This window comes from Streptomyces sp. NPDC005496, from assembly GCF_042872045.1.
GTDB lineage: Bacteria > Actinomycetota > Actinomycetes > Streptomycetales > Streptomycetaceae > Streptomyces.
Map to the genome: position 1 here is coordinate 159232 of NZ_JBIAJQ010000011.1, position 25978 is coordinate 185209.

The following is a 25978-nucleotide window of genomic DNA, read 5'->3' on the forward strand; positions in this document are numbered from 1 at the left end:
GGCGCACGGGTCGCCGGGACGCCTCCCGCCGCCGTGGGCCGCGCCCCTCGAACGCCGGAGGGGGCCGGGGTCGCCCGGTCCGTCCGGCGTTCGAGAGGGTGGCGGCGGATCCTCGCGGACGCGTCGTCAGAGGCGCTGCCACAGGGCGGGGGTGAGCGCCGGCTGCCAGGCGCCCTGGGCCTGGTGCCCCTGGAGGCACTGGTAGGTGACGCCGTCGAACTTCACCCGGGTCCCCGTGTCGTAGATCCGGCCCGCCGACCAGCCGCCCTGCTGGCCGTCCTGCGCGGTGGGCGTGCCGGACTGGCCGGTGCTGGTCTTGAGGGTGAGGCCGTACTCGCTGAGCAGCGGGTTGATCGGCTGGTAGAACGTCGTACCACCGCTCTTGCAGTCCCCCGAGCCGCCCGAGGTGACGCCCTGGGCCTGGGTTCCCGAGAGGTACGAGCCGCCGGAGTCGCCCGGCTCGGCGCACACCGTCGTGCGGGTCACGTTCTCGACCGTGCCCTGGGAGTAGGTGACGCTGGTGCCGTGCTCCTCGACCGTGCCGCAGTGCCAGCCGCTGGTGGAACCGGAACGGCAGATGGCGCCGCCCACCAGGGCCTGCACGGAGCCCGCGATCTCGACGTTCTTGTCGCCCTCGCCCTTGACGGTGGCGGTCGCGGTCCAGTCGCTGGTGACGGCCACCCACGACATGTCGTTCTTGGGGAAGACGGACGCCTGGAAGGTCCCCTGCGCCACCTTGTTGAAGCCGGTGGTCTTGGCGCCCTGCTTGCCGCAGTGGCCGGCGCTCGCGAAGCCCTGCTGCTCGCCCTTGGTGACGGAGAAGCCGACGGAGCACCGGGCCTGATCGTCGATGTAGTAGGCGTCACCGCCCCTGACGTCGTGCAGGGCGCGCGGCCGGTCCGGGGACACCTTGACCGCCACGAGACCGCGCTCCACCCCGGCCGCCTTGACGACCGCGTCCGCCGCGGCCTGGCTCGTCGCCTGGAGGACGACCTGGTTGGCACGTACGTCGACGTACCGGACCGGCGTGTCGACGCCCTCGGCGCCGGTGGTGGCGCGGTCCAGCTTCGCCTTCAGGGCGTTGAGTTCCGCGAGTCCCCGCTTGACGACCACGGCCTCGGCGCCGCCCGCCTTGATGGCCGCGACGTCGGCGGTATCGGTGGTCGCGACGGTGAGGTCGGCGGAGGTCGGGCCCTTCACCCAGGCTCCCGCGAAGTGCGTGCCCAGCGAGTTCTGGAGCCGGCCGGCGCGGGTGCCGGCCTCCGCCTCGTTCACCAGGCGGGCCTTGGCCTGACTGCCGGTCAGGCCGAGGTCCCGCTGCAGGGCGCGCAGCAGCGTCGTCGACGGCTTGTCGGCGCCGAGCGTCTGCGCGGCGGAGGGCGCGGCCGCCGGCGCGGGGTCGCCGCCCGCGGTCGCGGACCCCGTCAGTGCGAGCGTGCCGAGCACGGTGAGCGCGGCACAGCCTGCGCCGGCGTATCTGTGGACCATCGATGTCTCCTCCGGTTCGGAGCGAAAGGGCTTCGAAACCGTAGGTTTTGCCGCAAAACGATCAAAAGATGTCTGGTTCGCGTCCGTTCCGCGCATCGGCCGACAGGAAGGGGCCCGCCCGGCGGAGTGCCGAGGGCGCCGCCAGGGCGCCTGACGCTCCGCCAGGGGTGTCTCTCAGGCGGGCTTGAGGCCCGGATCGCCCGCCTCCGTCACGAAGGACGCGGCCGTGGAGACCGGCGCGCCCGGCGTCGTCACCGCGGACACCGTCTTGAAGTCGGCCCGCGCCACGTCCTGTCCCAGCTCGACCCGCACGTAGCCGCGCCGCCCGTTGTAGAACTTCAGATGCGGGTTGGCCTTGGTGTACGTCTCCCAGTTGCCCGGCCTGTCGGCGCCGTCCTTGCCGCTCGCCACGGACGTGGCGACGAGCTCCGTGCCGAGGGTCTTCGAGCCGGGGTCGTCGAAGGACTCCTTGATGTCGAAGGCGTAGCCCACGTGGACGTCACCCGTGAGCACCATCAGGTTCTTGATCCCGGACGACTTGACGCCGGCGAGCACCCGGTCGCGGGAGGCGCGGTAGCCGTCCCAGGCGTCCATGGACACCTTCGCCGGATCGTTCAGGTCGAGCTTGCGCTGGGAGAAGCAGACCTGTTGCGGCACCACGTTCCACAGGGCGTTCGAGGAGCGCCAGCCGTTGATGAGCCAGTCCTCCTGGGCCGCCCCCGTGATGGTGCGCCCGGGGTCGTCGGACTCGGGGCCGGGGACGTGCTGCACGTCGCCGTACGCCTGGTCCGAGCGGTACTGGCGGGTGTCGAGGACGTCGAACTGGGCCAGGGAGCCCCACTGGATGCGGCGGTAGAGCTGGGCGTCGGGTCCCTTGGGCAGCTGGGCGGCGCGCAGCGGCTGGTTCTCCCAGTAGGCCCGGTAGGCCGCGGCCCGGCGCAGCAGGAACTCCTCCGGCGGATCGTTCTTCTCGTCGACGGCACCCGCGTAGTTGTTCTCGGTCTCGTGGTCGTCCCAGGTCACGATGAAGGGATGCGCCGCGTGGGAGGCCCGCAGGTCCGGGTCGCTCTTGTAGAGGGCGTACCGCAGGCGGTAGTCCTCCAGCGTCTTGGCCTCGCGGTTGAAGACGTCGGGCAGCTTGCGGTCGGTGTAGCCGCGGGCGCCGCCCTGCGAGTTCACGGCGTACTCGTAGAGGTAGTCGCCGAGGTGGAAGACGATGTCGACGTCGTCCTTGGAGAGGTGGCGGTGGGCCGTGAAGTAGCCGTCGTGGTACGCCTGGCAGGAGACGGCGGCGAAGGTGAGTTTCGCGGTGGCGGCGGCGGTCGCCGGCGCGGTGCGGGTGCGGCCGGTCTCGCTGATGTACGCGCCCGTCCTGAACCGGTAGAAGTACTCGCGGTCGGCGGCGAGGCCCTCGACGTCGATGTGCAGGGAGTGGTTGTACTCGGGGAACGCGGTGGCGATCCCGGTGCGGACGACCGTGCGGAACCGCTCGTCGGACGCCACCTCCCACTGCACGAGCACCGACTGCTGGGCCAGCCCGCCGCCCGGCTCGTACGGTGAGGGCGCGAGCCGGGTCCACAGGAGCACCGAACTGGGGGTCGGGTCCCCGGAGGCGACGCCCAGGGTGAACGGGTTGTCGGAGATCCTGGCCGCGTCGAGCGCCGCGGCGCGGGCGGCACCGGGGGTCGGCAGGTTGGTGGAGAAGGCGAGGGCCGCGGCCGCGGCGGTGACGGTGAGGAAGCGGCGGCGCCCGAAGTGCCGGGCGGCGGCCCGCAGTTCGGGGTCATGGGCGGAGGGCGCTTGCTGCGGCAGCGCTGTGTGACGGCCTGCTCGGGTCATGTGGTCTCCTCTCACGGTGGCGTGCGCGGGGCCCTATGACTTCCGTACGTCGAACGACAGGGCAGCGGACTTGTGCATGCTAAACAGACAATGATCGCAATCCCGGCAAGTGGGGTGCTCCGCGAGCGTCCCGGTCGGGACCGTCGTCCGTACGGCCCGGGGCGAGAGTTGACGGGGCGTCGGATACGGGGCGGCCCGGGTGACGGTGCGTCGGGCGTCACGGCGGGATGAGGGGTGGTGGCACGCCGGGCGTCGTCCCCGTCGGCGGACGGGAGGGGACGAGCCCGGCGGCACCTCGGGCGTCGGGCGGCGGCGGACGACGGGGAGACAGACGCCGGATACCCGGCGGGGCCGGAGTCGCCGTGGTCCCGGCCGCCGCCGGACGCGGGGAACCCCTTTCTGCCCGGTTCGCTCGGTGAAGTCGCCTTCACCGGGCCTCGGCGTTTCCGGGGAGCGGCTCCCGGCGGGCATCCCGAGTGCGGCGGCGGCCCGGACGGAGGAGCGTGGTGGTGAGGAGGGCTGCCATGGGTGTGACCATGTCCCGGCGCGGGGACGGCGGGGACCGCGGCTGGCTGCGCGGCGCGGCACCGCCCCCTCGCTGGGTGCGGGCGCTTCCCGTGGTGCTGCTGCTGGGCGTCGGCGTCGCCGAGCTCGTGAGCAGCAAGCCGCTGGACATCGGCTTCCTGCTGGGCGCCATTCCGTCGCTGGCCGTGCTTTCCTACGGACCGGCGGCCACCGCCGCGTTCGGCTGCGTCGTGGTCGTCCTGCTGAACGTCCCGGCGCTGCACATCAACCATCCGGGCAACACGGACCTGTTGACCATCGCCTTCATCGCGGCCCTGAGCGTCTTCGTGTCCCTCGTCCGCAGCCGGCGGGACGCCCAGCTGGTCACGGTGCGCAGTGTCGCGGAGGCGGTCCAGCTCGCCGTCCTGCCACCGCTCGCCGAGCGCATCGGGCCCGTGCGCTGCACCGGTCTGTACCGGGCGGCGCAGCACGGGACGCTGGTGGGCGGCGACTTCTTCGACGTCCGCGACGGCCCGTTCGGCGTACGGGCGCTCATGGGCGACGTGCAGGGGCACGGCCTGTCAGCGGTCGGGACGGTCGCCGCGCTCCTCGGGGCGTTCCGGGAGGCGGTGCTCGACCGGCGGGACCTGACGTCGGTGGCGGCCCGGCTCGACCGCCGGCTGTCCGTGGACTCGGCCTCGACAGAGCACTCCGAGCTCTTCGCGACCGCCGCGGTGCTGGAGTTCTCCGAGGACGCCGACGCCGTACGGATCGTGTCCTGCGGTCACCCGCAGCCGCTCCTCCTGCGGGACGGTAAGGCCGTCGAGATCGATGTGGAGCCGGCGGCGCCGCTCGGGGTCGGGCTCCTCGGCCTGTCCCCGCCCCGCGAGTGCCGGGTACCGCTGAAGCGCGGTGACCGGCTGCTGCTGGTGTCCGACGGGGTGACCGAGACCCGGGACCCGGCCGGTGCCTTCTATCCCCTGGTGGACCGGCTTACCGCCTTCGCCGACGCCGCGCCCGAGGTCCTGGTCGGCCTGGTCTGGGCGGACCTCGTTCGCTTCGGCACCACGATCCGCGACGACGTCACGATCCTGCTCCTCACCCCGCAGCCGGGGGACGACGGGGACTGACGGCGTGCCTGGGGCGAGGGTTCCGGGGCATACGGACGCCATCGGGGAGGAGAGGTTGCATGAATCTGGCACGAGGAAGCGGCGGCGATCCCGAGGGCTGGCTGTGGGCGCTGGGTGCTCTGGCGCTGTACGCCGTGATCAGTTACGGGCTGCAGTACCGGGCCCGCGTGCGGCGCGGTTCACGGCACCCGGCCAGTGACGCGCTGCACGACCTGAAGGACCGCGAGGAGCCGCAGCGGCCGGCACAGCGCGTGGTCAGCCGCGTGATCATGCTGGGCGGCGCGTGCGTCACGGTGCTGGTCGCGTTCACGACGTCCGGAGCGCTGCGCGTGGTGGCCACCGGGCTCACCGCCCTGGTGGCCGTGGGCGCGTGGGCGTACTACGACCACCGCACGGAGGTCCCCGCCTCGTCCCACCACTGAGACGGGGCGAACGCACCGGGCCGGACTCCGCGGAGTCCGGCCCGGACCGTTTCCCGGAGGGGCCGGGCCCCTGACGGCCCCGGCCCCGTTCCTCAGGGACCCGGTCCCGGGTCCGGCCGCACCGCCTCGGCGATCCCCGCGCGGGCCGCTTCGAGCTGGGCGGCGAACGCGATGCCGAGGAACAGGGCGACCCCGGTCAGGTTGGCCCACAGCAGGAGCGCGACGAAGGCCGTCAGAGGTCCGTACAGGGCGCCGAAGGAACCGCTCTCGGCGACGTAGAAGGCGAGCAGCCAGGTGGCCGCGACCCACAGCACGAGATGCACGGCCGAGCCGAACGCGAGCCAGGTGTAGCCCGGCTGGTCCCGGCGCGGTGCCCAGCGGAAGATCACGGCCGAGGCCACCCAGGCGAGCGCGATGCCCACCGGCACCTGGATCGCGCTCCACCAGTCGAGGCTGTCCCCGCCCCAGCCGAGCGCCTCGACCACCGAGTCGCCCACGGCCTCGCCCGCGACGAGGACCAGGAATCCCAGGACCATGGGCATGCCCGCGGCGAGCGCGAGCAGCAGCGACCTGCCGTACTTGCGCAGGAAGGGCCGGTCGCGCTCGATGCCGTAGATACGGTTGGCGCCCCGCTCGACCTGGCCCATCGCCGAGGCCAGGTTGAGCACCGCGAAGGCCAGGCCCACCCACATGGCGACGGCGCTCCAGACGCCCGTACCGGCGCTGCGCCGCGTCTTGTCCAGGGCGTCCTTCACCAGGTCCGTGCTGGCGCCCGGCACGATCCGGCTGAGGGTGAGTTCGATGACCCGCCCGACGCTCTCGGTGTGCACCGTGGTGGCCACGCCGACCAGGGCGATGGTGAACGGCACCATGCCGAGGACCACCTGGAAGCCGAGGGAGCGCGCGCTCGTGAAGCCGTCGGCGTAGCGGAACCGGGAGAACGCGTCCATGAGCAGGCGGCGGCCGCCGTAGCGGCGCAGCGCGGTCAGCGCCTCGTCGCCGGAGAGCTCCTCCCCGATCATGTCCCGGGTCTGCGGGACGTGCACAGCGGTCCCCATGGTGTGCGTCTCCTCGTGTCATCCGGCCGGCCGCGCGGGCGGGCCGCCCGCCGGGAGCACGGCCCGCCCTACCGTCTCCCCTGCCGCGCGGGATTCAGCCGCTCCGCGGGACGATCACCTGAGACAATCGGAACAGTACTGGTGTACGACCGGAGTTCCGGGGACGTCGGAGGAGATTGTGCCGATCAGTTCGCGACCGTTGCGGAAGCTGGGCTTCCTGACCATCGGTCTGTTCGACGGGGCCGACCCGCGCCGCGGCCACGAGTCGACGCTGGAGATCATCGAGCTGGGCGAGCGGCTCGGCTTCGACAGCGCGTGGGTGCGCCACCGCCACCTCCAGTACGGCATCTCCTCCCCCGTCGCCGTCCTCGCCGCGGCCTCCCAGCGCACCCGCCGCATCGAGCTGGGCACGGCGGTCATCCCGCTCGGCTGGGAGAACCCGCTGCGGCTGGCCGAGGACCTGGCGACGGTGGACCTGCTGTCCGGGGGCCGCCTCAATCCCGGTGTGAGCGTCGGCCCGCCGATGCACTACGACCGCGTCAAGGACGCCCTCTACCCGGACACCGCGGACGCCGAGGACTTCGGCCACGAGCGGGTGCGGCGGCTGCTGGACTTCGTCCGCGGGGAACCCGCCACCGGCTTCAGCGGCACCGAGGGCTTCGAGGTGTTCTCCGACCGGGTGCAGCCGCAGTCCCCCGGGCTGGGGCGGCGCATGTGGTACGGCGGCGGCAGCCTGCGGTCGGCGCGATGGGCGGGCGAGCACGGGATGAGCCTGCTGACGAGCAGCGTCGTGAAGGCCGAGGAATCCCAGGAATCCGAGGACTTCGCCGAGATCCAGCTCTCCCACGTGCGGGCCTTCCGCGCCCACCATCCCGAGGGCGAGCGCGCCCGCGTCTCGCAGGGCCTCGTCGTCGTCCCCACCGACAGCGCCACGGACGGGCAGCGCGAGAAGTACACGCGGTTCGCGGCACAGCGGCTGCCGCGGACCACCGCTCCGCAGGGTCCCGCCCGCCTGATGTTCGCGCCCGATCTGGTCGGCTCCTCGGCGGAGATCGCCGAGCGGCTGCACGACCACGCGGCCTTCCGGGAGATCGACGAGGTGGCGTTCGCGCTGCCGTTCACCTTCGAGCACGAGGACTACGTACAGATCCTCACCGACATCGCCACCAGGCTGGGCCCGGCCCTCGGCTGGAGTCCGGCGCCCTGACAGCTGCGCCGCCGCGGTCGGCGAGCGGTCCTAACTCCGCCGTGGTTGGCTGCGGTTCATGCAGACATGGTCAGGACGTCCCTATCCGCTCGGTGCCTCCTACGACGGCTCCGGTACGAACTTCGCCCTGTTCTCCGAGTGCGCCGAGAAGGTCGAACTCTGCCTGATCGACGACGCCGGCAGGGAGCGGCGCGTCACGCTCCCGGAGGCCGACGGAGGCGTCTGGCACGGCTATCTGCCGGACGTGCGTCCCGGGCAGCGCTACGGCTACCGCGTGCACGGTCCCTGGAACCCCGCGGAGGGCCTCCGCTGCAACCCGGCCAAGCTCCTCCTCGACCCGTACGCGACCGCCGTGGACGGGCAGATCGACGGCGACCCCTCCCTGACGGGGCACCGCCTGGACGATCCCGGGCAGCCCGACGAGCGCGACAGCCTCGGCCACGTCCCGCTGGGCGTCGTCACCGACCACCGGTACGACTGGGAGGGTGACCGCTCACCCGACCGGCCGTACCACCAGTCGGTGATCTACGAGGCGCACGTCAAGGGCCTGACTCAGCTCCACCCCGACGTCCCCGAGGAGATCCGCGGCACCTACGCGGGCCTGGCGCACCCGGCCGTCGTCGACCATCTCCAGAAGCTCGGGATCACGGCCGTGGAACTGATGCCCGTGCACCAGTTCACCCAGGACGGCTTCCTCACCGACAAGGGCCTGTCGAACTACTGGGGTTACAACACCATCGGGTTCTTCGCCCCGCACAACGCGTACTCCTCGGCGGGCAGCAGGGGCGGCCAGGTCGACGAATTCAAGTCGATGGTCAAGGCCCTGCACCGGGCGGGCATCGAGGTGATCCTCGACGTCGTCTACAACCACACCGCCGAGGGCAACGAGAACGGCCCGACCCTGTCGTTCCGCGGTATCGACAACCGGTCGTACTACCGGCTCGTCGACGAGGACCCGGCCCACTACTTCGACACCACCGGCACCGGCAACAGCCTGCTGATGCGCCACCCCAACGTGCTCCAGCTGATCATGGACTCGCTGCGGTACTGGGTCACCGAGATGCACGTCGACGGCTTCCGCTTCGACCTCGCGGCGACCCTGGCGCGGCAGTTCCACGAGGTGGACCGGCTGTCCGCGTTCTTCGACGTGGTCCAGCAGGACCCGGTGATCAGCCGCGTCAAGCTCATCGCGGAGCCGTGGGACATCGGCGACGGCGGCTACCAGGTCGGCAACTTCCCGGCGCTGTGGAGCGAGTGGAACGGCCGGTACCGCGACACGGTGCGCGGCTTCTGGCGCGGTGACGACCACACCGTCGCCGAGCTGGCCGGCCGTCTCCTCGGCTCGTCCGACCTGTACCAGCACGACCGCCGCCGGCCGCGCGCCAGCGTCAACTTCGTGGTGGCGCACGACGGTTTCACCCTGCGCGACCTCGTCTCCTACACCGAGCGGCGCAACGACGCCAACGGCGAGGACGGCCGCGACGGCGAGAGCGACAACCGCTCCTTCAACTGCGGGACCGAGGGCTCCACCGACGATCCCGGCGTGCTGCGGCTGCGGGCCCGCCAGCAGCGCAACATGCTGACCACCCTGCTGCTCTCGCAGGGGGTGCCGATGATCGCGCACGGCGACGAGTTCGGCCGCACCCAGCAGGGCAACAACAACGCCTACTGCCAGGACAACGAGGTCTCCTGGGCGGACTGGGACCTGGACGAGGAGCGCCGCGGCCTGCTGGCCTACACGCGGAAGATCGTGGCGCTGCGGCGCGCGCATCCCGTGCTGCGCCGGCGCCGCTTCCTGCGCGGCCCGGCCGAGGGCACGCCGCCCGAGCGCGCGGACGTGGTGTGGCTGCGGCCCGACGCGAGCGTGATGACCGACGAGGACTGGCAGCGCGGCGACGTCCATGCCCTGGGCGTCTACCTGTGCGGCGACGCCATCGGCGAACGCGGCCCGGAGGGCGAGCGGTTGAGCGACGACTCGTTCCTCGTGCTGTTCAACGCCTGGCACGAGCCGCTGCCGTTCCGGCTGCCGCCCGCGTCCTTCGGGGACATGTGGCGGACGGTCGCCGACACGGCCGACCCGGCGGGCGAGGAGTCCGACGAGACCGAGTTCAAGGCGGGGGTCCGGCTGACGGTCGAGGCGCACAGCATGCTCGTACTGGGCCGCCCCTATCGGACCCCGGACGCCTGACCGCCGGCACCGCGTCCGGTCCGGGCGCGGTGCCGAACGGCCCGGCGGCGGGCACGGCAGAACCGAGCGGCGCGGAGAGGCTGGTCCCACAGCCGTCTTCGCGCCGCTCGGCGTTCAGGGGTGTCGTTCAGGCGGTACCCGGGTTCACGGGCCGTCCATCCGGCGCCGGTCCTGCTCGTCCCACTTGCTCGTGTCGCGCGGCTCGGCGTACGGCTCCTCCTCCGGCGGGTGCCCACCGGCCACCGCGCGCTGCCGCGCCGTCTCCGCGTCGAACTCCAGGCCCAGCAGAATGGCCAGGTTGCTGATCCAGAGCCAGACCAGGAACACGATCACGCCGGCCATGGTCCCGTACGTCTTGTTGTACGAGCCGAAGTTGGCGACGTAGAACGCGAAGCCGGCGGAGGCGATCAGCCAGATCACCAGGGCCAGGAAGCTGCCAGGGGTGATCCAGCGGAAGCCGCGGACCTTGGCGTTGGGGGTGGCCCAGTACAGGATCGCGATCATGACGGTGACCAGGATGACGAGGACGGGCCACTTGGCGATCGACCACACGGTCATCGCCGTGTCCCCAATGCCCAGCGCGGTCCCCGCCTGCCGGGCCAGGCCGCCGGTGAAGACCACGATCAGGGCGCTGACCACGGCGAGGACCATGAGGACCACGGTCACACCGACGCGCACCGGCAGGATCTTCCACACCGGGCGGCCCTCGGGCATGTCGTAGACGGCGTTGGCGGTGCGGATGAAGGCCGCGACGTAGCCGGACGCCGACCAGACCGCCAGGAGCAGACCCACGACGGCGACGATCGATCCGGTGCCGCCGTTGCCCTGGAGCTGTTCGACGGCGTTGGTGATGATGTCGCGCGCCGAGCCGGGGGTGAGCTTCTTGAGGTTGTCCATCACCTTGTCGGTGGTCGACTTGCCCGCGACGCCCAGCAGGGACACCAGGACCAGCAGCGCCGGGAAGAGCGACAGCACGCCGTAGTAGGTGAGGGCGGCCGCGCGGTCGGTCAGCTCGTCGTCCTTGAACTCGCGCAGGGTGCCGCGCATGGCCGCCATCCACGACTGCTTGGGCAGCTTCGTGGGTCCGTCCGGCGCCTTGCGCTCCACGCTGGGGTCGGGACCGTACCGGTCGTCGCCCTCGGTGTCCGCGGAGGTCCTGTCGGGCTCGTCCCGTGCTCCGGCGGCCTGATCCCGCGACTCGTCGGAACGCGCCTCGCGCTCTTTGTGATGAATTCCAGGTATCCGCGCCATGGCGCACCGAGTATCCGCACCGGCGCCGCTCACACGCCGAACGGCCCATCACATTCCGGAATCGCGCCTCACGCCACCCCAAGGGAGGACCCGGACGGGGCACGGCGGCGGCCCCGGCGGGCGGCCTCGGCGGTGCCGGGTCACCCCGCCACGTCCCGGATGTGCGGCACCACGCGGGTCAGCCGCAGGACGCCCCACAGGATCAGCGCCGCCCCGATCGCCTCCGGCAGCAGCCACCACCCGGTGCGCACGCTCTCGTCGAACAGGACGATGCCCAGGACCAGGCTGACCACCGCGTCCCCGATGGTCAGCGCGGGCTGGGAAGCCGCCAGCGGCCCGGCCTGTAGCGCGTTCTCCAGGAGCAGGATGGCGGCGACGCCGGTCAGGGCGAATCCGTAGGTCTGCCACTCGCCGAGGAACGCGCCGAAGCCGTCGTCGGCCAGTGTGCCGGTCGCCGACTTGAGCATCGCCGCGGTCAGGGCGTTGCTGACGGCCGAGGCCGAACCGAGCACGGCGGCCCGGAACAGCGGCGGCCGCCCCGGCCGGGCCACCACGACCGCGACGGCGACCGCGCCGAGGCACACCACCAGCGCGGGGATCCACCGCGCCATGCTCGCGTGGGAGCGCGCCCCGCTGGGAGCCGCCGCCACGAGAAGCAGGGCGAGCCCGGCCACCACGCCCGCGACGGCCCACCAGCCCGCGCCCGGCAGCCGCCGGTGCAGCAGCGGGATGGCGATCAGCAGAGCGAACGGAAGTTCGAGGATGAAGAGGGGCTGCACCAGGGCGAGCGGGCCGTTCACGAGGGCCAGGGCCTGGAACAGCGCGGCGCCGATCACTCCGGCGATCCCGATCACCCAGGCCGGGCGCCGGGCCAGTTCGAGGATGAGCCGCAGGCCGCCGCCGCGCGCGACGGTGGACGCCGCCTTGCGCTGGAAGGCGGTGCCCGCGGCGTTGCTGGCGGCTCCCAGGACGGCGAACAGCGCGGCCAGCTCGATCACTTCTCCACCATGTACCTTCCGTGGGACCGGGGCCCGGTCGGCCCTGTCCGTCGCACCCGCGCTTCAGACCCCGGGGTCCGCCAGCAGGGGGCCCAGGGGGCCGAGATCGAGATTGAGGTCGCCGCGCTCCAGTCCGTGCTGGGCGCACAGGTCGTCCATGCGGCTGTCGAGCAGCATCAGGGCGGTGCCGAGGCGGTCCTCCTGCTCGGCGCTGAGCGTGCCCTCCTCGAAGCGGCGGATCGCCTGGCGCTCCATGAGCTGCCGGATCAGTTCCACCACGGTCAGCACCAGGGCGGCCAGGTCGCCCGCGACCCGTTCGGGGTCGAGGTCCAGGGATCCGGCCCTGGGGGGCGCCGTCACAGCGGCCCGCTGTCGGACCAGGGGGCGGGCACCCTCTCGTTGACCGACGACAGCAGCGCGTGCAGGGAGATCCGCACCAGCGGCACGTCGGCGATCGCCAGCACGAGGTCGCCGCTGACCACGACGCCGGTCGCGAGCACGCGGTCCAGCAGGTCGACGAGCGGTACCCCGATCGGCGCGTACGGTTCGGCGCCGTCCCAGGGGACCGGACTGCGCAGGGCCGGGCGCGCGGGCGGCGCGGTCATGCGTCCACCGTGCCTTCCGCCCCCTGAGGGGCCTCGTCCAGCCGGGCGAAGGAGTACGGGATCCAGGGCCCCGACTCGTCGATCTCCAGCCCGCGGTACCGCTCGTCGGCGCGCAGCCGTTCCAGGGCCTCGCCGAAGGCGGCGCGCTGTCCGTCGTCGAGCAGGTAGGCCGCGTTCAGGAGCTGCGGGGCGCTCCTCCCGGTCAGCTGCTCGTTCTGGAGCCTGTGCCGGGTCGCGGCGACGGCGTGCCGACGCAGCTCCAGGTCGGCCTCGTGAGCGCGGGCCAGGGCGTCCTCGCGCAGGACGCGGTGCGCGCGCCGGCGTGCGCTGGCCCGGCTCAGATAGGCCCGGCCGCCGGCAGGAGGGTCCTCGGTGGCGGCGCCCGCGGCGGGGGCGTCCTCGCGCGGCCCGTCGCCGTCGCGCTCGGCCAGGTGCACCTTGACCGCCCACTCCGTACGGCCCTCCAGCCGGTCGAGGAGGGCGTGCACCGCTGTTTCCCGCGCCGCGACGGCCTCGGACGCGTTGCGGTCGCTGAGGTACAGCGTCGCCAGCGGTAGCGGCACCACGGGACCGAGCCCGGCGGCCGCGTGCACCCCGCGGTGGTGGGCCCTCGCGCAGCGTTCGAGCTGGTAGGGGTCGTTGAACCGGTCCGTCAGGGCCGCCTCGCCGAAGTCCTCGGCGGGCACGTCCTGGACGACCAGAGCGAGGGCCCCGACCCGCAGGACACGCAGCGGACCGCCGCCCTCGTGCCCGACGGCCCCCGGCGGCAGGGTCTCGGACGAGGGCGTGCGGGTCACGGCGAAGACGTAGGTGACCGTCGGCTCGGACGGGCGCTGTCCGGCGACCGCGAGTGGGGTCGGGCGGGTGATGGCAGGTTCCACCCGGGCCCGCCCGGTGACAGCGGGCTCCTTCGTGGGCCCGTCGGCGAGGCCGGGCTCGGGTCCACGGCTCTCCGAAGCGCCCGTTCCAGGTCCCGTCTCCGGAACCGGTCGCGGGAAGGCGGGTCGCGGCTGGGGAGGCCGGCTCATCGGGTGCGCTCCTCTTCCGGTTCCGTGTCGCCGTCGCCGCCCTCCAGCGCGTCCAGCCGCTCACGCAGCCGCGCGTTCTCCTCCGCGAGGGCGTCGCGGTAGGCCCGGGAGGAGAGGGCCGGGTCGGTCTCCCACCAGTCGATGCCCGCCTTCTTGGCGGTGTCCACCGAGGCGATGAACAACCGCAGCCGAATGGTGAGCAGTTCGATGTCGAGCAGGTCGATCTTGATGTCGCCCGCGATGACGATGCCCTTGTCGAGGACGCGTTCGAGAAGGTCGGCGAGGTTGCCGGTCACGGGCCCGGTGGACTGCACACCCGGGCCCGTGTTCCAGCTGCTGACGTCGGTCACAGTGCTCCCAGATGATCAGCGGCGCGCGCGGGCACGGCGTCGACGCGGGACCTCTTCGTCCTCTTCGTCCTCTTCGTCTTCTTCGCCCTCGTCCTCGTCCTCGTCGGCCTCGTCGGCGTCTTCGGCGCCCTCGGCCTCCTCGTCGTAGGGCTCCTCGTCCTCGTCGTACTCCTCGTCCTCGTCGTCCTCGGTGTCCTCGGTGTCCTCGGCGCCTTCCTCGTAGGCGTCCTCGGCACCCTCCTCGTCCTCGGCGCCTTCTTCGTCCTCGGCGCCCTCCTCGTCCTCGTAGGCGTCCTCGGCGCCCTCCTCGCCTTCCTCGCCTTCCTCCTCCTGCCGGCGCTGCTCTTCCTCCTCCATGGCGTCCTCGTGCGACTTGACGACCTCGCTCTCGCGGATCTCGCCGCGCCAGCCCTCAAGCTCGTCGTCGCCGTGCAGGGTGACGTGGCGGGCGAAGTGCTTGAGATCCAGTCGCACACGCCGGCCCACCGCGCGCCAGATGTTGCCGGTCTTCTCGAAGAAGCCGGCCGGGTAGTACTCGATGACCAGCACGATCCGGGTGAGGGTGGGACCCAGCTCGTGGAAGGTGACCGCGCCGCGGGTGCTGCCCTTGGCGCCGTCGGAGGTCCAGACGATGCGGTCGTCGGGGACCTGTTCCTGGACGGTGGCCTTCCAGCCGCGGCTGGAAGGACCGATCTTGGCCTTCCAGTTCGACTCCGTGTCGCCGGACTTGCTGACGCTGCGGACGCCCTTCGTGAAGCTGCTGAAGTCCTCGAACTGCGTCCACTGGTCGTAGGCGGTGCGCACCGGGACGCCGACATCGACGGTCTCCACGATGTTCGTCGCCTTGATGCTGCTGCCCTTCTTCGAGCCGCTGCCGCCCTTCTTGCCGGTGAACTTCTCGACAATGTTGTCCTTGACGCTCTTGCCCTTCTCCATCATCAGGGCCTTCATCGGCGAGTCGCCGCCCATGACGCGTTTGGCGACCCCGCCCAGCAGGCCGGAGCCCGAGCCCTCCGCGGAGTCCGAGAGGTGGCTGGTCAGATCACCCAGCTTGTCCTGGGCCTTGTCCGCGAGTTTGCCGCCCATCGCGCCGACGAAGCCCGTCAGGGCGTCCTTCAGCTCGTCGACGGGTGTCTTCTCCTGTGTGTTGGCCATCTCCGCTCACCTCCCCCGCCGCGCGCCGGAACCCCGGCCGCCGCCGGCGGATCTGCTCGTCTGACGCGACTGGTTGCTTCCGGACGAGCGGGCGGTCTTCTTCGCCGCGCCTCGCCCACTGGTCTTCTTCGCCGGCGCCGTCTTCTTGGCGGCGGCCTTCTTGGCAGGCGCCTTCTTGGCCGGTGCCGTCTTCTTGGCGGCGGCCTTCTTGGCGGGCGCCTTCTTGGCGGGCGCCTTCTTCGCCGCGCTCTTCGCGGGCGCGGCCTTCTTGGCCGGCGCCTTCTTGGCGGGCGCCTTCTTCGCCGCGCTCTTCGCGGGCGCGGCCTTCTTTGCGGGGGCCTTTTTGGCCGGTGCCTTCTTGGCCGCGGCCTGCTTGGCGGGTGCCTTCTTGGCCGGGGCCTCCTTGGCGGGCGCCTTCTTGGCGGCCTTCTTGGCCGGAGCCTTCTTGGCCGCCTTCTTGCCCGCCGTCTTCTTCGCCGGGGCCGAGCCGGAGGACTTCTTGGCCGCCTGTCCGGACGACGTCTTGCGTGCAGCGGCCTTCTTGGCAGGAGCCTCCTTGGCCGGGGTCCTGCCGGCAGCCCTCTTGCGCGGGGGCGGAGGCGCCGCCTTGCGGCTCGCGGACCGCTTCTCGGTGCGCGACCTCCTGCGCTCCTCACGTCCGGGCCGGGGCCGCTCCGAGCCACGCTTCCGGCCGGGCGTTTCCTCCTCTTCCGGCTCCGCGCCCTCTTCCTCCTCTTCCTCTTCTTCTGGCTCCGCGCCTTCGTCTTCCTCCTCTTCCTCTTCCTCTTCCTCGGCTTCCGGCTCCACGTCCTCGTCCGGACCCTCTTCCTCTTCCTCTTCCTCTTCCTCTTCCTCCAGCTCCGCGTCCTCGTCGGGGCCCTCTTCCTCCTCGTCGGGCTCCTCGCCCTCGTCCCGGCCCCTTCCTTCGCGCGTCCGGGCGCCCTCGTCCTCGCCCTCTACGTCTTCTTCGTCCTCGTCCTCTTCGTCCTCTTCCTCTTCTTCTTCGTCCTCTTCGTCCTCGGCAGCTTCGTCCCTGCCCGAGTCCTCGTATCCGTCCTCGTACTCGTCGGATTCGTCGTACTCGTCGTCCTCCTGACCGTCTTCGTCGTCCCGGCCCTTGCCGGTGGAGTCGAGGAGTGCGTCCGTCCGGTCGCGCAGCATGTCGGTGAAGGTCGACAGGCGGCGGTTGGCGGCGGCCGAGACCGCCGAGCGTCCGACGGTCAGCAACTCTCCGCGCACCTGCTCGCTGAGATCCTGGAACTGCGGGGTCTCCTGGAGCTTCGACAGTCCCTGCGAGAGCAGTTGGCCCGGCGAGAGACTGAAGCGACGTCCCGCGAGATAGGTGCCGATGGCGAAGGCCACCTTGGCTTTCTTGGTCCGTCCCAGGACGTATCCACCGGCGACGGCGGCCGCCACGGCCACTTTGCAGCTGTCGTTCATGCGTGCCTTCCAAGCGATGAGGACATGGTCGGGGGTGCGCCGCAGCCCATGTAGCGGACCGGGTGTTCGAGGAGTTCGAGGAGCCGCTCCTCCTCCTGCTCGAAGGCCGCCTCGTCGATGACGCCCTCGTCCAGGTCGCGATTGAGCGCGGCCAGACGTGCCTGCACGGCACGTGGGTCGTGGGCCTGCCGCTCCGCCTCCTGCAGGAGGTGGTCGGCGACCCAGAGGGTGGCGCGCACCGGTGCCAGGGGAAGCAGCAGGACGCCGCTCACGAGCCCCACGTCAGTCACGCCCCGGCCACGGCGGGCGCGGTGTCGACGAAGCTGTAGCAGGGCAGCGGACCGGTGACGCTGAGCGCCAGCCGGTCCCCGAACCGGTGCGCCTGCTCGGCGACCGCCTCCCGGAAGCGCTTCTCGTCGGCCGCGCGTACCAGGAACGACGTGCTCAGCACATGGGTGTCGTCCAGCGTGCCCTGGACGGTCCGTTCGGCGAACGGCGCCAGCCGCGCCAGTACTTCGCGTGCCGCGCGCTGCGCCTCCTGGCGTACCGCGCGCGCGATCGCCTCGCCCAGACGCACGTTGGCGTCGTAGTCCGGCCTGCGCCGGGTCCGCCGTGCCAGGGTGCGCAGCCCTTCGTCCTGGTGAACGAGCCGCGCGAAGTAGCCGGGTACGGTCGCGCCCTTGAGGTTCATCTCGACGCGCCCTTTCAGGCCGTCGAGCTGCGCCGACAAGTGGTCGCGCCCGATGCGGAGTTGCTCCCGGATCGCGTCCGCGTCACGGGTGAGGACGGCGAACTGCATGGGGATCACGGGGGCCTGCGCCGCCAGTTCGTTGAGCACCGATTGATGCGCCATCAGGTCCCGGCGCCGCGCCCGTAGTTGAGTGGGAGCCGCCGACACGGCGGCACACAGCCCGGACTCGGCCAGCAGCTCGACCGGGGCACCGCCCACGCCCGGCGTGCGGGGTGTCCGCAGCGGCGCGGGGGCGATGCCGTAGACGTACAGCGCGTCGAGCGCCGTGGAGGTCGTCGCGGTCACGGTCAGCCCTCCTCTTCCGTGCGACGGCGCGAACGGGAGCGGGGACGTTCCTCGTCCCGGTCACGGCCGGCGCCGCTCTTGCGGCGCTCGGGCGCGGGCCGGCGGCGCGGGCGCTCCTGGCGCTGCTCGCGCTCCTCCGCGTCGTCGTCGTCGGAAAGGTAGTGCTCGTCGTCCTCGTCACCGGGGCTGAGGGCGCCCTTCACGCGGTCGGTGAGGGAGCGCGCCGTCTTCTTGGCACCCGCCTTGCCGACGGCGCCGGCGACCGGGCCACCGAGGCCGCCGAGCAGGTCGGGCACGGTCTTGCTGCGCGCGTCGTGCTCCAGGTCGAGGCGGTTGCACGCCTCGGCGAACCGGAGGTAGGTGTCGACGCTGGCAACGACGATCCGGGCGTCGATCTTGAGGATCTCGATGCCGACCAGGGAGACCCGGACGAAGACGTCGATGACCATGCCGCGGTCGAGGATGAGTTCCAGCACGTCGTAGAGGGTCCCGGCGCGCGGCGCGCACACGACCTCGTCGCTGTAGGTGGTCATGCGGCGGTCCTTCCGAATTGCGGGGCCGGATGGCCGGTCACTGGTCTTGGGCGCCACGCCGGTAGCGGGCGACCCGTCGGTACTGCAGCAGTTCGCCCGACGGGTCCAGTTCGACCTCGTAGGTGGCGAGCAGGCTGGTGGTGTCGGGGATCCGCTCCACCTCCAGCACGTCGACGTTGACGATCCAGCCGTCGTCCTCCGCGCGGGACACCGCGGACACGCCTTCGAGACGGTGACGGATGAGCTCGGTCAGCGCCTCGGCGGCGCGGTGCGCGGCGTCCTGCGCACCGCGCACCTTGCGTCCGCGGGATTCACGTGTCGTGGAGGAGGCCGTACTGCGCCGCCGCTCGCCGGTTTCTGCCATGCGTCCACTGTTGACTCAGGGACGCCGTCGGCGCGTGCTCAGTTAGTCCATCCGGGAAGGCGTGCGTACGGGAGCAGTTGTCCCGCGGGGTGACTCGCACGGGTGCGAGCGCCGGGAGACGCCGCGCAGGGGCGTACGCGAGCGGCACGGCGGGGAGCGGCGGTGACAAGGGAAAGGCCCTCAACCGCAAGGGGGTTGAGGACCATGGGGCCTGACAGCCCGGGGGCAGGAGGCAGGGGCTCAGGGGCAGGGGTGCGGGGCGGGCACGCTCGACACCGGGGCGGCGGGACGGCGGGCGGCGGGCGGCGGGCGGCGGGCGGCGGGCGGCGGGCGGCGGGCGGCGGGCGGCGGAACTGTGAGGCCGCCAGGGCGACGCCGGGAGGCGGCGGGACCGCCTGGCCGACAGGCGTGCCGCCCAGCGCCCCGGTTCCCTAAGCGGCGCGTGTGTTGCCCCGGGCGGCGATGTGCGGCGGCGGTGCGATGTCCCCGGGGAGGTGGGGGTCGGGTTCGGGCTCTCCCCAGGTCGCGGTGAGCGGCAGGACGCCCGCCCAGAGGCCCAGGGCCGCGTCGGGTCCGTCACCGTCATCGGGACCCCCGGTACGGATCTTGACCGACGCCTCCTCCAGGGAGAGGGCGAGCAGCGTGGTGGCGGCCAGCTCCTTGCGGTTGGGCCGCCGGGCGTAGTCCCACTGTCCGGGTGCCGCGTGCTCGGTCAGTCGGCGCAGGCCCGCGAGCTTCTCGTCCGGGTCGGTGACGAGGCGCGGAACACCGTAGATCATCGCGCTGCGGTAGTTCACCCCGTGCTCGAACACCGAGCGGGCGAGCACGAGGCCGTCGACGTGCGTGACGGTCACGCATATCGCAGCGCGCGGTGACGCGACCATGCTCCGGCCGGCGACCGAGCCGTGCAGGTACAGGTGGCTGCCGTCGCTTCCGTAGACGGTCGGCACGACCATCGGGACCCCGTCGACGACCACCCCGAGGTGGCACACGAAGCCCGCGGCGAGCACGGCGTCCAGGTCAGCGCGGTTCACGCTTCCCTGCTCGCGCAGGCGCCGGTGACGCGTACGGTCCGTCTCGGGGAGCGTGGCGGGAAGCTGCTGGTCGGTCACATCGGCTCTTTCGCAGGCGGGATGTCGCGGGCGGCGCGACACGACGGGCGCGTCGGCGGCGCCGTACGCGGACGCGAGGAGCGCCGGCTCCGGTCGGCCGGGCGGCACCGAACCCGCGACACGGCACGGCACGGCGGCAGGCGCGACCGACTCGCGGGTCGCACCTCCACCGTGGGCACACTAACGATATCCACCGCGCGAACACCAGAGGCGTGCGAAATCCGCGCACCAGGACTATGACAACAACGGAAACCGCACCGAGACTGTGGGCGCCGGGAGTCCGCCCCGGACAGGTCAGCAGCCCGTACGGCCCGGCAGTCCGGACGGGTCGGCAGCAAGTACGGCCGGGCAGTCCGGACGGGCCAGCAGCCCCTGCGGCTCGGGAGGTCCGCACGGGTCAGCGGCCCGGACGGGTCAGCGCACCCTGCCTCGCGGCTTCAGGGCCACCGGTGGGAGCGCGGGCGCGGCCAGCGGGTCGCCGTCGTACCCCTTGACCTCGCCGAAGCGGGAGCCGGTCATCCAGTCCTCGCGGGCCTGCTCGATCTCCTGTTGCGTACGGCCGATGAAGTTCCACCACATGATGAGCTCCTCCTCGAAGGGCTCGCCGCCGAGGAGCATCAGGCCCGCGTCCGACTCGGCGCGCAGCGGGAGTTCGGTGCGTCCGCAGCCGAGGTAGAGCATCGAGCCGGGGAGCAGCGGTACGCCGTCGACGTGCGCCTCGCCGGACATGGAGAGCAAGGCGTACTCGAAGTCGGGTTCGAGGGGGAGCCGCAGGTCGGCACCGCGGGTCAGGCTCAGGTCGGCGCCGACGATCGGGCTGTACGTCGTCCCGGGCGAGGTCGCGCCGTCCAGGCCGCCGAGGACGAGCGTGGCGGTGAGGCCGGGCGCGGTGACCGTGGGCAGTTCGGGGTGGTGCTCGAAGTGCGGGTCCGTGTGCCGGTGCACGTCCGGGAGGGCCACCCAGAGCTGCGCGCCGTGCAGGAGGCGGGCGTGCGAGCGGGGGCTCTCCTCGGAGTGGCTGATGGCGCGGCCCGAGGTCATCAGGCCCAGCTCGCGTGGGCGGATGGTCTGCAGGCTGCCGGTGGAGTCGCGGTGCAGCACCTCGCCCTCGTGCAGCCAGCTGACCGTCTGCAGGCCGATGTGCGGGTGCGGCGGGACCTGCATGCCGGGCTCGTCGGCGATGTCGTCGGGGCCGTAGTGGTCGACGAAGCACCAGGCGCCGACCATGCGGCGGCCCAGGTTGGGCAGCAGGCGGCGGACTTCGGTGGACTCGCCGAGGCGGACCCGGCGGGGGCTGAGGAGTTCCCGTACCGGTTCCGCCACCACGAAGCCGCGGCCGCCGCACGGGGCGGGGACCGCCTCGCGGTCAAGATTGCTCATGGCGCCCAACCTAGCCTCGTCCGGGACCCGTCGTCGTGAGTCCGTCATCCCTCCCCCCTTCGGGGCACGCGCGCCGGTGACCGGCGACCCGCACCGGCAAGAGTAGTGGAATATTCAACCAACAGGGTCCGTTGACGCCCCCGAAGGAGGTCAGCAGTGGACATGACGTACTACGACCACGGGACGGCCGCGGAGCGCTGGGAGCGGGCGCGGATGTTCTTCGAGGCCAAGGACTTCGCGGCGGCCGCGCGGGTGCTGGGCGGGCTGGTCGAGGAGGTGCCGGAGCAGGTCGGTCCCCGGCTGCTGCTGGCGCGTTCGTACTACCACTCGGCCCAACTGCGCCGCGCGGAGGCCGAGTTGCGGGTCCTCGTCGAGCGCGACCCGGTCGAGCACTACGCCCGGCTGATGCTGGGCCGCACGCTCGAACGCCAGGGCCGGCACGAGGAGGCGGAGTCCCACCTGAGGATCGCCTCGGCGCTCGCGGGCGACTTCGAGCGCCTGTGATCCGGGCGGCCCCGCGGGGTCGCGGCGGGTCCTGAGAAGTCACACCGGCTCCTGACCGAGCGGTCACACGAGGAGGCCGGGCGCCTGGCGCCCGGCCTCCTCGCCGCACGTCGGTACGACCGCCGCGCCGCGCACTCCCGCCGCGGGCCCGCACCCGGATCTCACCCCACAGGGCGAGAGCGCGCGTCCGGAGCCACTCCCCCGTACCCTCCGCCCCACCACTGCTCCGCACGCCCCGGACACCTGACTCGCCCCGTCCGCCCGCCTGCCGCCTCGCGTCACACCCGTCGGCTTGGCATCCTGGCCGGATGGCTTCCGCAGACGTCCCCAGCAGCTCCCGCCCGTTGAGCGACCAGGTGGAGGAACTCCTCTCCCGTGAGGGTCCGTTGCCGATCGTCGCCGCCGGGGACCCGGTGCTGCGGCGTGGCACGGAGCCCTTCGACGGCCAGTTGGACCCCGGACTGCTGGACCGCTTCGTGGCGGCGCTGCGCGCGACGATGCACGCGGCTCCGGGCGTGGGCCTCGCCGCCCCGCAGGTCGGCGTACCACTGCGGATCGCGGTGGTGGAGGACCCGGCGCCGGTGCCGGAGGAGGTGCGGCTGGCGCGCGGCCGGGTGCCGCTGCCCTTCCGGGTCCTGGTGAACCCGTCGTACGAGCCCGTCGGCGCCGAGCGGGCCGCGTTCTTCGAGGGCTGCCTCAGCGTGCCGGGCTGGCAGGCGGTGGTGGCCCGGGCGGTTCGGGTGCGGCTGACGGCGCGGGACGAGCACGGCCGCGCGGTGGACGAGGTCCTCACCGGCTGGCCCGCACGCATCGTGCAGCACGAGACGGACCACCTGGACGGCACGCTCTACCTCGACCGCGCGGAACCGCGCTCGCTGTCGTCGAACGAGGCGGTGGCCCTGCGCTGGGCACAGCCGACGCCACGAGAGGCCGCGACGGCCCTCGGCTTCGACCTGCCGACGTGAACAGCCGGAGGCACGGCATGGTGGTGAGGGTCCCCGAGCCATGGCCGATCTCCGGGAACCCTCAGGTCAGAAACCCCGCACCGCCGCACGCGCCGGAACCCCGCCGCGGGACCCCACGCCGAGCCGCACCGATCATCGGCGCTCACCAGCACCCCGGCTGCACACCAAGCTCAGGTGGCACCCCCGGGGACCCCGCGGACGCCCGTCGGTGCGGGCGTCCGCCGGTCGGTCACGCGTCCCGGTAGGCCTCCAGGAGGCGGAGCCACACCTCGCTCACCGTCGGGTACGACGGCACCGCGTGCCACAGCCGGGAGACCGGCACCTCGCCGGCGACCGCGACGGTCGCCGAGTGGATCAGTTCGCCGACGCCGGGGCCGACGAGGGTGACGCCGAGGACCGTCTCGCGGGTGACGTCGACGACCATGCGGGCCCGGCCGCGGTACCCGTCGGCGTACAGGCCGGCGCCCGCGACCGAGGAGAGGTCGACGTCGACGGCGCGTACGCGCAGGCCCGCCTGCTCCGCCTCGGCGAGGGAGAGGCCGACGGCCGCGGCCTCCGGGTCGGTGAAGACGACCTGCGGGACGGCCCCGTGGTCGGCGGTCGCCGCGTGGGCGCCCCAGGGGTCCGTCTCCAGCTGGGGGGCGCCGGAGGCGCGGGCGGCGATGGCGGCGCCCGCGATCCGGGCCTGGTACTTGCCCTGGTGGGTCAGCAGGGCGCGGTGGTTCACGTCGCCGACCGCGTACAGCCAGGTGCTGCCCGTCACCCGGAGGGTGTCGTCGACCGCCAGCCAGGAGCCGGGCTCCAGCCCGACCGTCTCCAGACCCAGGTCGTCGGTGCGCGGCGCCCGGCCGGTGGCGAACAGGATCTGGTCGGCCTCGACGCGCTCGCCGGCGCCGGTCACGGCCGTCACGGTCGCGCCCTCGCGCGTCACCCCGGTGACCGACGTGCCGGTGCGCACGTCCACGCCGGCCTCCCGCAGGGACTCGGCGACCATTTCCCCGGCGAAGGGCTCCATGCGGGGCAGCAGGGCCTCGCCGCGGACGAGGAGGGTGACGCGGGAGCCCAGGGCCTGCCAGGCCGTGGCCATCTCGACGGCGACCACACCGCCGCCGACCACGATCAGCCGTCCCGGCACGGCCTGCGCGCTGGTGGCCTCGCGGCTGGTCCAGGGCCTGACCCGGTCGAGTCCCGGCAGGTCGGGAAGCGCCGCGCGGGTCCCCGTGCACACGGCGACGGCGTGCCGGGCCCTGAGCACGCGCCGCCCGCCGTCCGGCCCCTCGACGGTCACCTCACGGGTCCCGGAGAGCCGCCCGTGCCCCCGGTGGAGGTCGGCGCCGATGCCCTCCAGCCAGCCGACCTGGCCGTCGTCCTTCCAGTTCGAGGTGTAGTAGTCCCGGTGGGCGAGGACCGCGGCGGCGTCGAGGGGGCCCTGCACCGACTGGCGCAGTCCCGGTACGCGGCGGGCGTCGGCGCGCGCGATGACCGGGCGCAGCAGGGCCTTGCTGGGCATGCACGCCCAGTACGAGCACTCTCCGCCGACCAGTTCGCTCTCCACGACCGCGGTGGAGAGTCCGGCCGCACGGGTGCGGTCCGCCACGTTCTCCCCCACGGGCCCGGCACCCAGCACCACGACGTCGTACTCGATGGTTTCCGTTTCCGTCATGGGGTCAGTCTGGTAGGTGGTGCGTGCCGTGACCACAACGGGGTGTGCGCCCTGGCCGCACGGGTACGTGCGCGGAATACGCCGTCATGGGGCAGCGTTGTCGACAGCGGCTTGCCCCGAGCCCCGAAACCCAGGAAGAGGGAAACACGCCATGAGCAGCACCGTTGAGCTCACCAAGGAGAACTTCGACCAGACGGTCACGGACAACGAGTTCGTCCTGATCGACTTCTGGGCCGAGTGGTGCGGGCCGTGCCGGCAGTTCACCCCGGTCTACGAGAAGGCCGCGGAGGCCAACCCGGACCTGGTGTTCGCCAAGGTGGACACCGAGGCGCAGCCCGAGCTCGCCCAGGCCTTCGGCATCCAGTCGATCCCGACGCTGATGATCGTCCGCGACCAGGTCGCGGTGTTCGCGCAGCCCGGCGCGCTTCCGGAGGCAGCCCTGGAGGACGTCATCGGCCAGGCCAGGAAGCTGGACATGGACGAGGTGCGCAAGGCCGTCGCCGAGCAGCAGGCCCAGCAGCCGCAGCAGCCCGGACAGGCCGACGCGTAGGCACCGGCCGGAGCCGTCCGGGGCTCACAGCGGGATCGGCAGCCCCGTGTAGTTGGCGGCCAGTTCCGCTGCCGCCGGACGGGACGCGGTGATGCGGCGCAGCCGGGCGAGCTGGAGGCGTTCCTCGAAGGCGTCCCGGTCCGGCCGCGTGTGCAGCATCCGCGTCATGTCGTACGAGAAGCGGGTCGCCTGCCATACCCGTTCGAGACACAACTCGCCGTAGCGGTCGAGGAGTTGGCTCGATCCGGTGAGGTGGAGCTGGGTGAACCCGCGGGCCATGACCCGGACGTCGGACACGGCGAGGTTGAGCCCCTTCGCCCCGGTCGGCGGCACGATGTGGGCGGCGTCACCGGCGAGCAGCAGCCGCCCGTGGCGCATCGGTTCGTGGACGTGACTGCGCATGCCCGTCACGGACTTGGCCGTGATGGGGCCGCGTCGCAGGGTCCAGTCGCCGTCGATCGCGAAGCGGGCGTCGAGTTCGTCCCAGACGCGGTCGTCGGGCCAGTCGCCCGGGTCCGTCCCGTTGGGGACCTGGAGGTAGAGCCGGGAGACGCGGGGCGAGCGCATGCTGTGCAGCGCGAAGCCGTCCTCCCCGCGGGCGTAGATCAACTCCTCGCAGGACGGGGCCACATCGGCCAGGACGCCGAGCCAGGAGTACGGGTACCGGTGTTCGTAGGTGCGGCTCAGCGCGGCGGGGAAGGTGCCCCGCGCGATGCCGTGGAACCCGTCACAGCCCACCACCCAGTCGCAGTGCAAGGACTCCTCGCGGCCCTCGTGCACGAAGCGCACGAGAGGGTTCTCGCTCTCCGGCCGCTCGATCGCCAGGGCCTCCGCCTCGAACAACAGCGGTGGCCCTTCGGCCAGTTGGAGGGCGACGAGGTCCTTCACGACCTCGGTCTGGGCGTAGATGGTGACCGTGCGCCCGCCGGTGAGGACCGGGAAGTCGATGTGGTGCCGTTCGCGGTCGAAGCGCAGCTCGATGCCGTGGTGCACCATGCCCTCGATGTCGAGGCGTTCGGCGGCGCCGCATTCGCGCAGCGCGTCGACGGTGCCCTGTTCCAGCATGCCGGCGCGCTGCCGCCCTTCCACGTGGGCGCGGGTCCGGCGTTCCAGGACGACGCAGTCGATCCCCGTCCGGTGCAGCAGCCGGGCCAGGAGCAGCCCGGCGGGTCCGCCTCCGATGATGCCGACCGTCGTCCGCATGACGC

26 protein-coding genes are annotated in these 25978 nt (G+C 72.5%); 7 read left to right on the top strand and 19 right to left on the bottom strand.

Features of this window, described 5'->3' with window-relative positions:
- Positions 1-126 precede the first annotated feature (126 nt).
- Together ACFYQQ_RS30310 and ACFYQQ_RS30315 are read right to left on the bottom strand one after the other, a co-directional pair.
- On the bottom strand, positions 127-1488 hold the full coding sequence (locus tag ACFYQQ_RS30310) for an alpha-lytic protease prodomain-containing protein (RefSeq protein WP_355788384.1): 1362 nt from the start codon (positions 1486-1488) through the stop codon (positions 127-129).
- A 174-nt stretch (positions 1489-1662) separates the two neighbouring features.
- Complete coding sequence (locus ACFYQQ_RS30315) at positions 1663-3327, bottom strand: alkaline phosphatase D family protein (RefSeq protein ID WP_355788381.1); 1665 nt, start codon at positions 3325-3327, stop codon at positions 1663-1665.
- Between the two features lie 524 nt (positions 3328-3851).
- On the opposite strand from ACFYQQ_RS30315, the gene ACFYQQ_RS30320 reads away from it, so the two are divergent.
- Entirely contained in the window at positions 3852-4961 is a 1110-nt protein-coding gene (locus ACFYQQ_RS30320; protein WP_355788378.1) for a PP2C family protein-serine/threonine phosphatase, read from the top strand.
- Positions 4962-5020: 59 nt separating this feature from the next.
- Positions 5021-5383: a hypothetical protein gene (locus ACFYQQ_RS30325; RefSeq protein ID WP_356165404.1), complete on the top strand. Its 363-nt coding sequence runs from the start codon at positions 5021-5023 to the stop codon at positions 5381-5383.
- A gap of 92 nt (positions 5384-5475) precedes the next feature.
- Here the strand turns inward: ACFYQQ_RS30325 and ACFYQQ_RS30330 are convergent, their stop codons facing one another.
- A complete protein-coding gene (locus ACFYQQ_RS30330) occupies positions 5476-6441 on the bottom strand; it encodes a YihY/virulence factor BrkB family protein (protein ID WP_356165402.1) in 966 nt (321 codons plus the stop codon).
- A 178-nt stretch (positions 6442-6619) separates the two neighbouring features.
- On the opposite strand from ACFYQQ_RS30330, the gene ACFYQQ_RS30335 reads away from it, so the two are divergent.
- Both ACFYQQ_RS30335 and glgX read left to right on the top strand, forming a co-directional pair.
- Positions 6620-7648 carry an LLM class flavin-dependent oxidoreductase gene (locus ACFYQQ_RS30335; protein WP_355791761.1) on the top strand — a complete coding sequence of 343 codons (1029 nt, stop codon included), beginning with the start codon at positions 6620-6622 and terminating at the stop codon, positions 7646-7648.
- A gap of 58 nt (positions 7649-7706) precedes the next feature.
- Positions 7707-9836 carry a glycogen debranching protein GlgX gene (glgX, locus tag ACFYQQ_RS30340; protein WP_356165396.1) on the top strand — a complete coding sequence of 710 codons (2130 nt, stop codon included), beginning with the start codon at positions 7707-7709 and terminating at the stop codon, positions 9834-9836.
- 144 nt (positions 9837-9980) lie between these two features.
- Here glgX and ACFYQQ_RS30345 read toward each other — a convergent pair whose 3' ends face one another.
- The 14 genes from ACFYQQ_RS30345 to ACFYQQ_RS30410 form a co-directional block, all read right to left on the bottom strand.
- The gene (locus tag ACFYQQ_RS30345) at positions 9981-11087 is read right to left on the bottom strand and encodes a YihY/virulence factor BrkB family protein (RefSeq protein WP_388905860.1); all 1107 of its coding nucleotides are present in this window, start codon (positions 11085-11087) and stop codon (positions 9981-9983) included.
- Between the two features lie 140 nt (positions 11088-11227).
- Positions 11228-12085 (bottom strand): DMT family transporter, encoded by an 858-nt coding sequence (locus tag ACFYQQ_RS30350; RefSeq protein WP_355794203.1) that lies wholly within the window; start codon positions 12083-12085, stop codon positions 11228-11230.
- A 63-nt stretch (positions 12086-12148) separates the two neighbouring features.
- Positions 12149-12445, bottom strand: coding sequence for a gas vesicle protein K (locus ACFYQQ_RS30355; protein WP_355794204.1), 297 nt, complete (start codon positions 12443-12445; stop codon positions 12149-12151).
- The gene (locus ACFYQQ_RS30360) at positions 12442-12690 is read right to left on the bottom strand and encodes a gas vesicle protein (RefSeq protein WP_355794205.1); all 249 of its coding nucleotides are present in this window, start codon (positions 12688-12690) and stop codon (positions 12442-12444) included. Before ACFYQQ_RS30360 ends, ACFYQQ_RS30355 begins: the two co-directional genes overlap by 4 nt.
- Positions 12687-13571 carry a GvpL/GvpF family gas vesicle protein gene (locus ACFYQQ_RS30365; RefSeq protein ID WP_388905865.1) on the bottom strand — a complete coding sequence of 295 codons (885 nt, stop codon included), beginning with the start codon at positions 13569-13571 and terminating at the stop codon, positions 12687-12689. Before ACFYQQ_RS30365 ends, ACFYQQ_RS30360 begins: the two co-directional genes overlap by 4 nt.
- A gap of 143 nt (positions 13572-13714) precedes the next feature.
- Positions 13715-14068 (bottom strand): gas vesicle protein, encoded by a 354-nt coding sequence (locus ACFYQQ_RS30370; protein WP_355788431.1) that lies wholly within the window; start codon positions 14066-14068, stop codon positions 13715-13717.
- A gap of 15 nt (positions 14069-14083) precedes the next feature.
- Positions 14084-15223 carry an SRPBCC family protein gene (locus tag ACFYQQ_RS30375; RefSeq protein ID WP_355788428.1) on the bottom strand — a complete coding sequence of 380 codons (1140 nt, stop codon included), beginning with the start codon at positions 15221-15223 and terminating at the stop codon, positions 14084-14086.
- Positions 15224-15229: 6 nt separating this feature from the next.
- A complete protein-coding gene (locus ACFYQQ_RS30380) occupies positions 15230-16663 on the bottom strand; it encodes a histone protein (protein ID WP_355788425.1) in 1434 nt (477 codons plus the stop codon).
- The gene (locus tag ACFYQQ_RS30385) at positions 16660-16944 is read right to left on the bottom strand and encodes a gas vesicle protein GvpG (RefSeq protein WP_355788437.1); all 285 of its coding nucleotides are present in this window, start codon (positions 16942-16944) and stop codon (positions 16660-16662) included. Before ACFYQQ_RS30385 ends, ACFYQQ_RS30380 begins: the two co-directional genes overlap by 4 nt.
- Positions 16945-16949: 5 nt before the next feature.
- Positions 16950-17699, bottom strand: a complete 750-nt coding sequence (locus tag ACFYQQ_RS30390; RefSeq protein ID WP_355788422.1) for a GvpL/GvpF family gas vesicle protein — start codon at positions 17697-17699, stop codon at positions 16950-16952.
- 2 nt (positions 17700-17701) lie between these two features.
- A complete protein-coding gene (locus ACFYQQ_RS30395) occupies positions 17702-18232 on the bottom strand; it encodes a gas vesicle structural protein GvpA (RefSeq protein ID WP_355788419.1) in 531 nt (176 codons plus the stop codon).
- A 37-nt stretch (positions 18233-18269) separates the two neighbouring features.
- Entirely contained in the window at positions 18270-18596 is a 327-nt protein-coding gene (locus ACFYQQ_RS30400) for a gas vesicle protein (protein WP_355788416.1), read from the bottom strand.
- Positions 18597-19027: 431 nt separating this feature from the next.
- Positions 19028-19708, bottom strand: a complete 681-nt coding sequence (locus ACFYQQ_RS30405; protein ID WP_355793972.1) for a pyridoxamine 5'-phosphate oxidase family protein — start codon at positions 19706-19708, stop codon at positions 19028-19030.
- Positions 19709-20122: 414 nt separating this feature from the next.
- Positions 20123-21088, bottom strand: a complete 966-nt coding sequence (locus tag ACFYQQ_RS30410; RefSeq protein WP_355793973.1) for a pirin family protein — start codon at positions 21086-21088, stop codon at positions 20123-20125.
- Positions 21089-21244: 156 nt separating this feature from the next.
- Here ACFYQQ_RS30410 and ACFYQQ_RS30415 point away from each other — a divergent pair, with 156 nt between their 5' ends.
- Together ACFYQQ_RS30415 and ACFYQQ_RS30420 are read left to right on the top strand one after the other, a co-directional pair.
- Positions 21245-21592, top strand: a complete 348-nt coding sequence (locus ACFYQQ_RS30415; RefSeq protein WP_355793974.1) for a tetratricopeptide repeat protein — start codon at positions 21245-21247, stop codon at positions 21590-21592.
- Between the two features lie 308 nt (positions 21593-21900).
- Positions 21901-22557, top strand: coding sequence for a peptide deformylase (locus tag ACFYQQ_RS30420; protein WP_355794336.1), 657 nt, complete (start codon positions 21901-21903; stop codon positions 22555-22557).
- Between the two features lie 229 nt (positions 22558-22786).
- On the opposite strand, the gene ACFYQQ_RS30425 is transcribed toward ACFYQQ_RS30420, so the two are convergent.
- Entirely contained in the window at positions 22787-24220 is a 1434-nt protein-coding gene (locus ACFYQQ_RS30425; protein WP_356241595.1) for an NAD(P)/FAD-dependent oxidoreductase, read from the bottom strand.
- Positions 24221-24371: 151 nt separating this feature from the next.
- On the opposite strand from ACFYQQ_RS30425, the gene trxA reads away from it, so the two are divergent.
- A complete protein-coding gene (gene trxA / locus ACFYQQ_RS30430) occupies positions 24372-24770 on the top strand; it encodes a thioredoxin (protein ID WP_355788410.1) in 399 nt (132 codons plus the stop codon).
- Positions 24771-24794: 24 nt separating this feature from the next.
- Here the strand turns inward: trxA and ACFYQQ_RS30435 are convergent, their stop codons facing one another.
- On the bottom strand, positions 24795-25973 hold the full coding sequence (locus ACFYQQ_RS30435) for a 4-hydroxybenzoate 3-monooxygenase (RefSeq protein WP_355788407.1): 1179 nt from the start codon (positions 25971-25973) through the stop codon (positions 24795-24797).
- Positions 25974-25978: the final 5 nt, after the last annotated feature.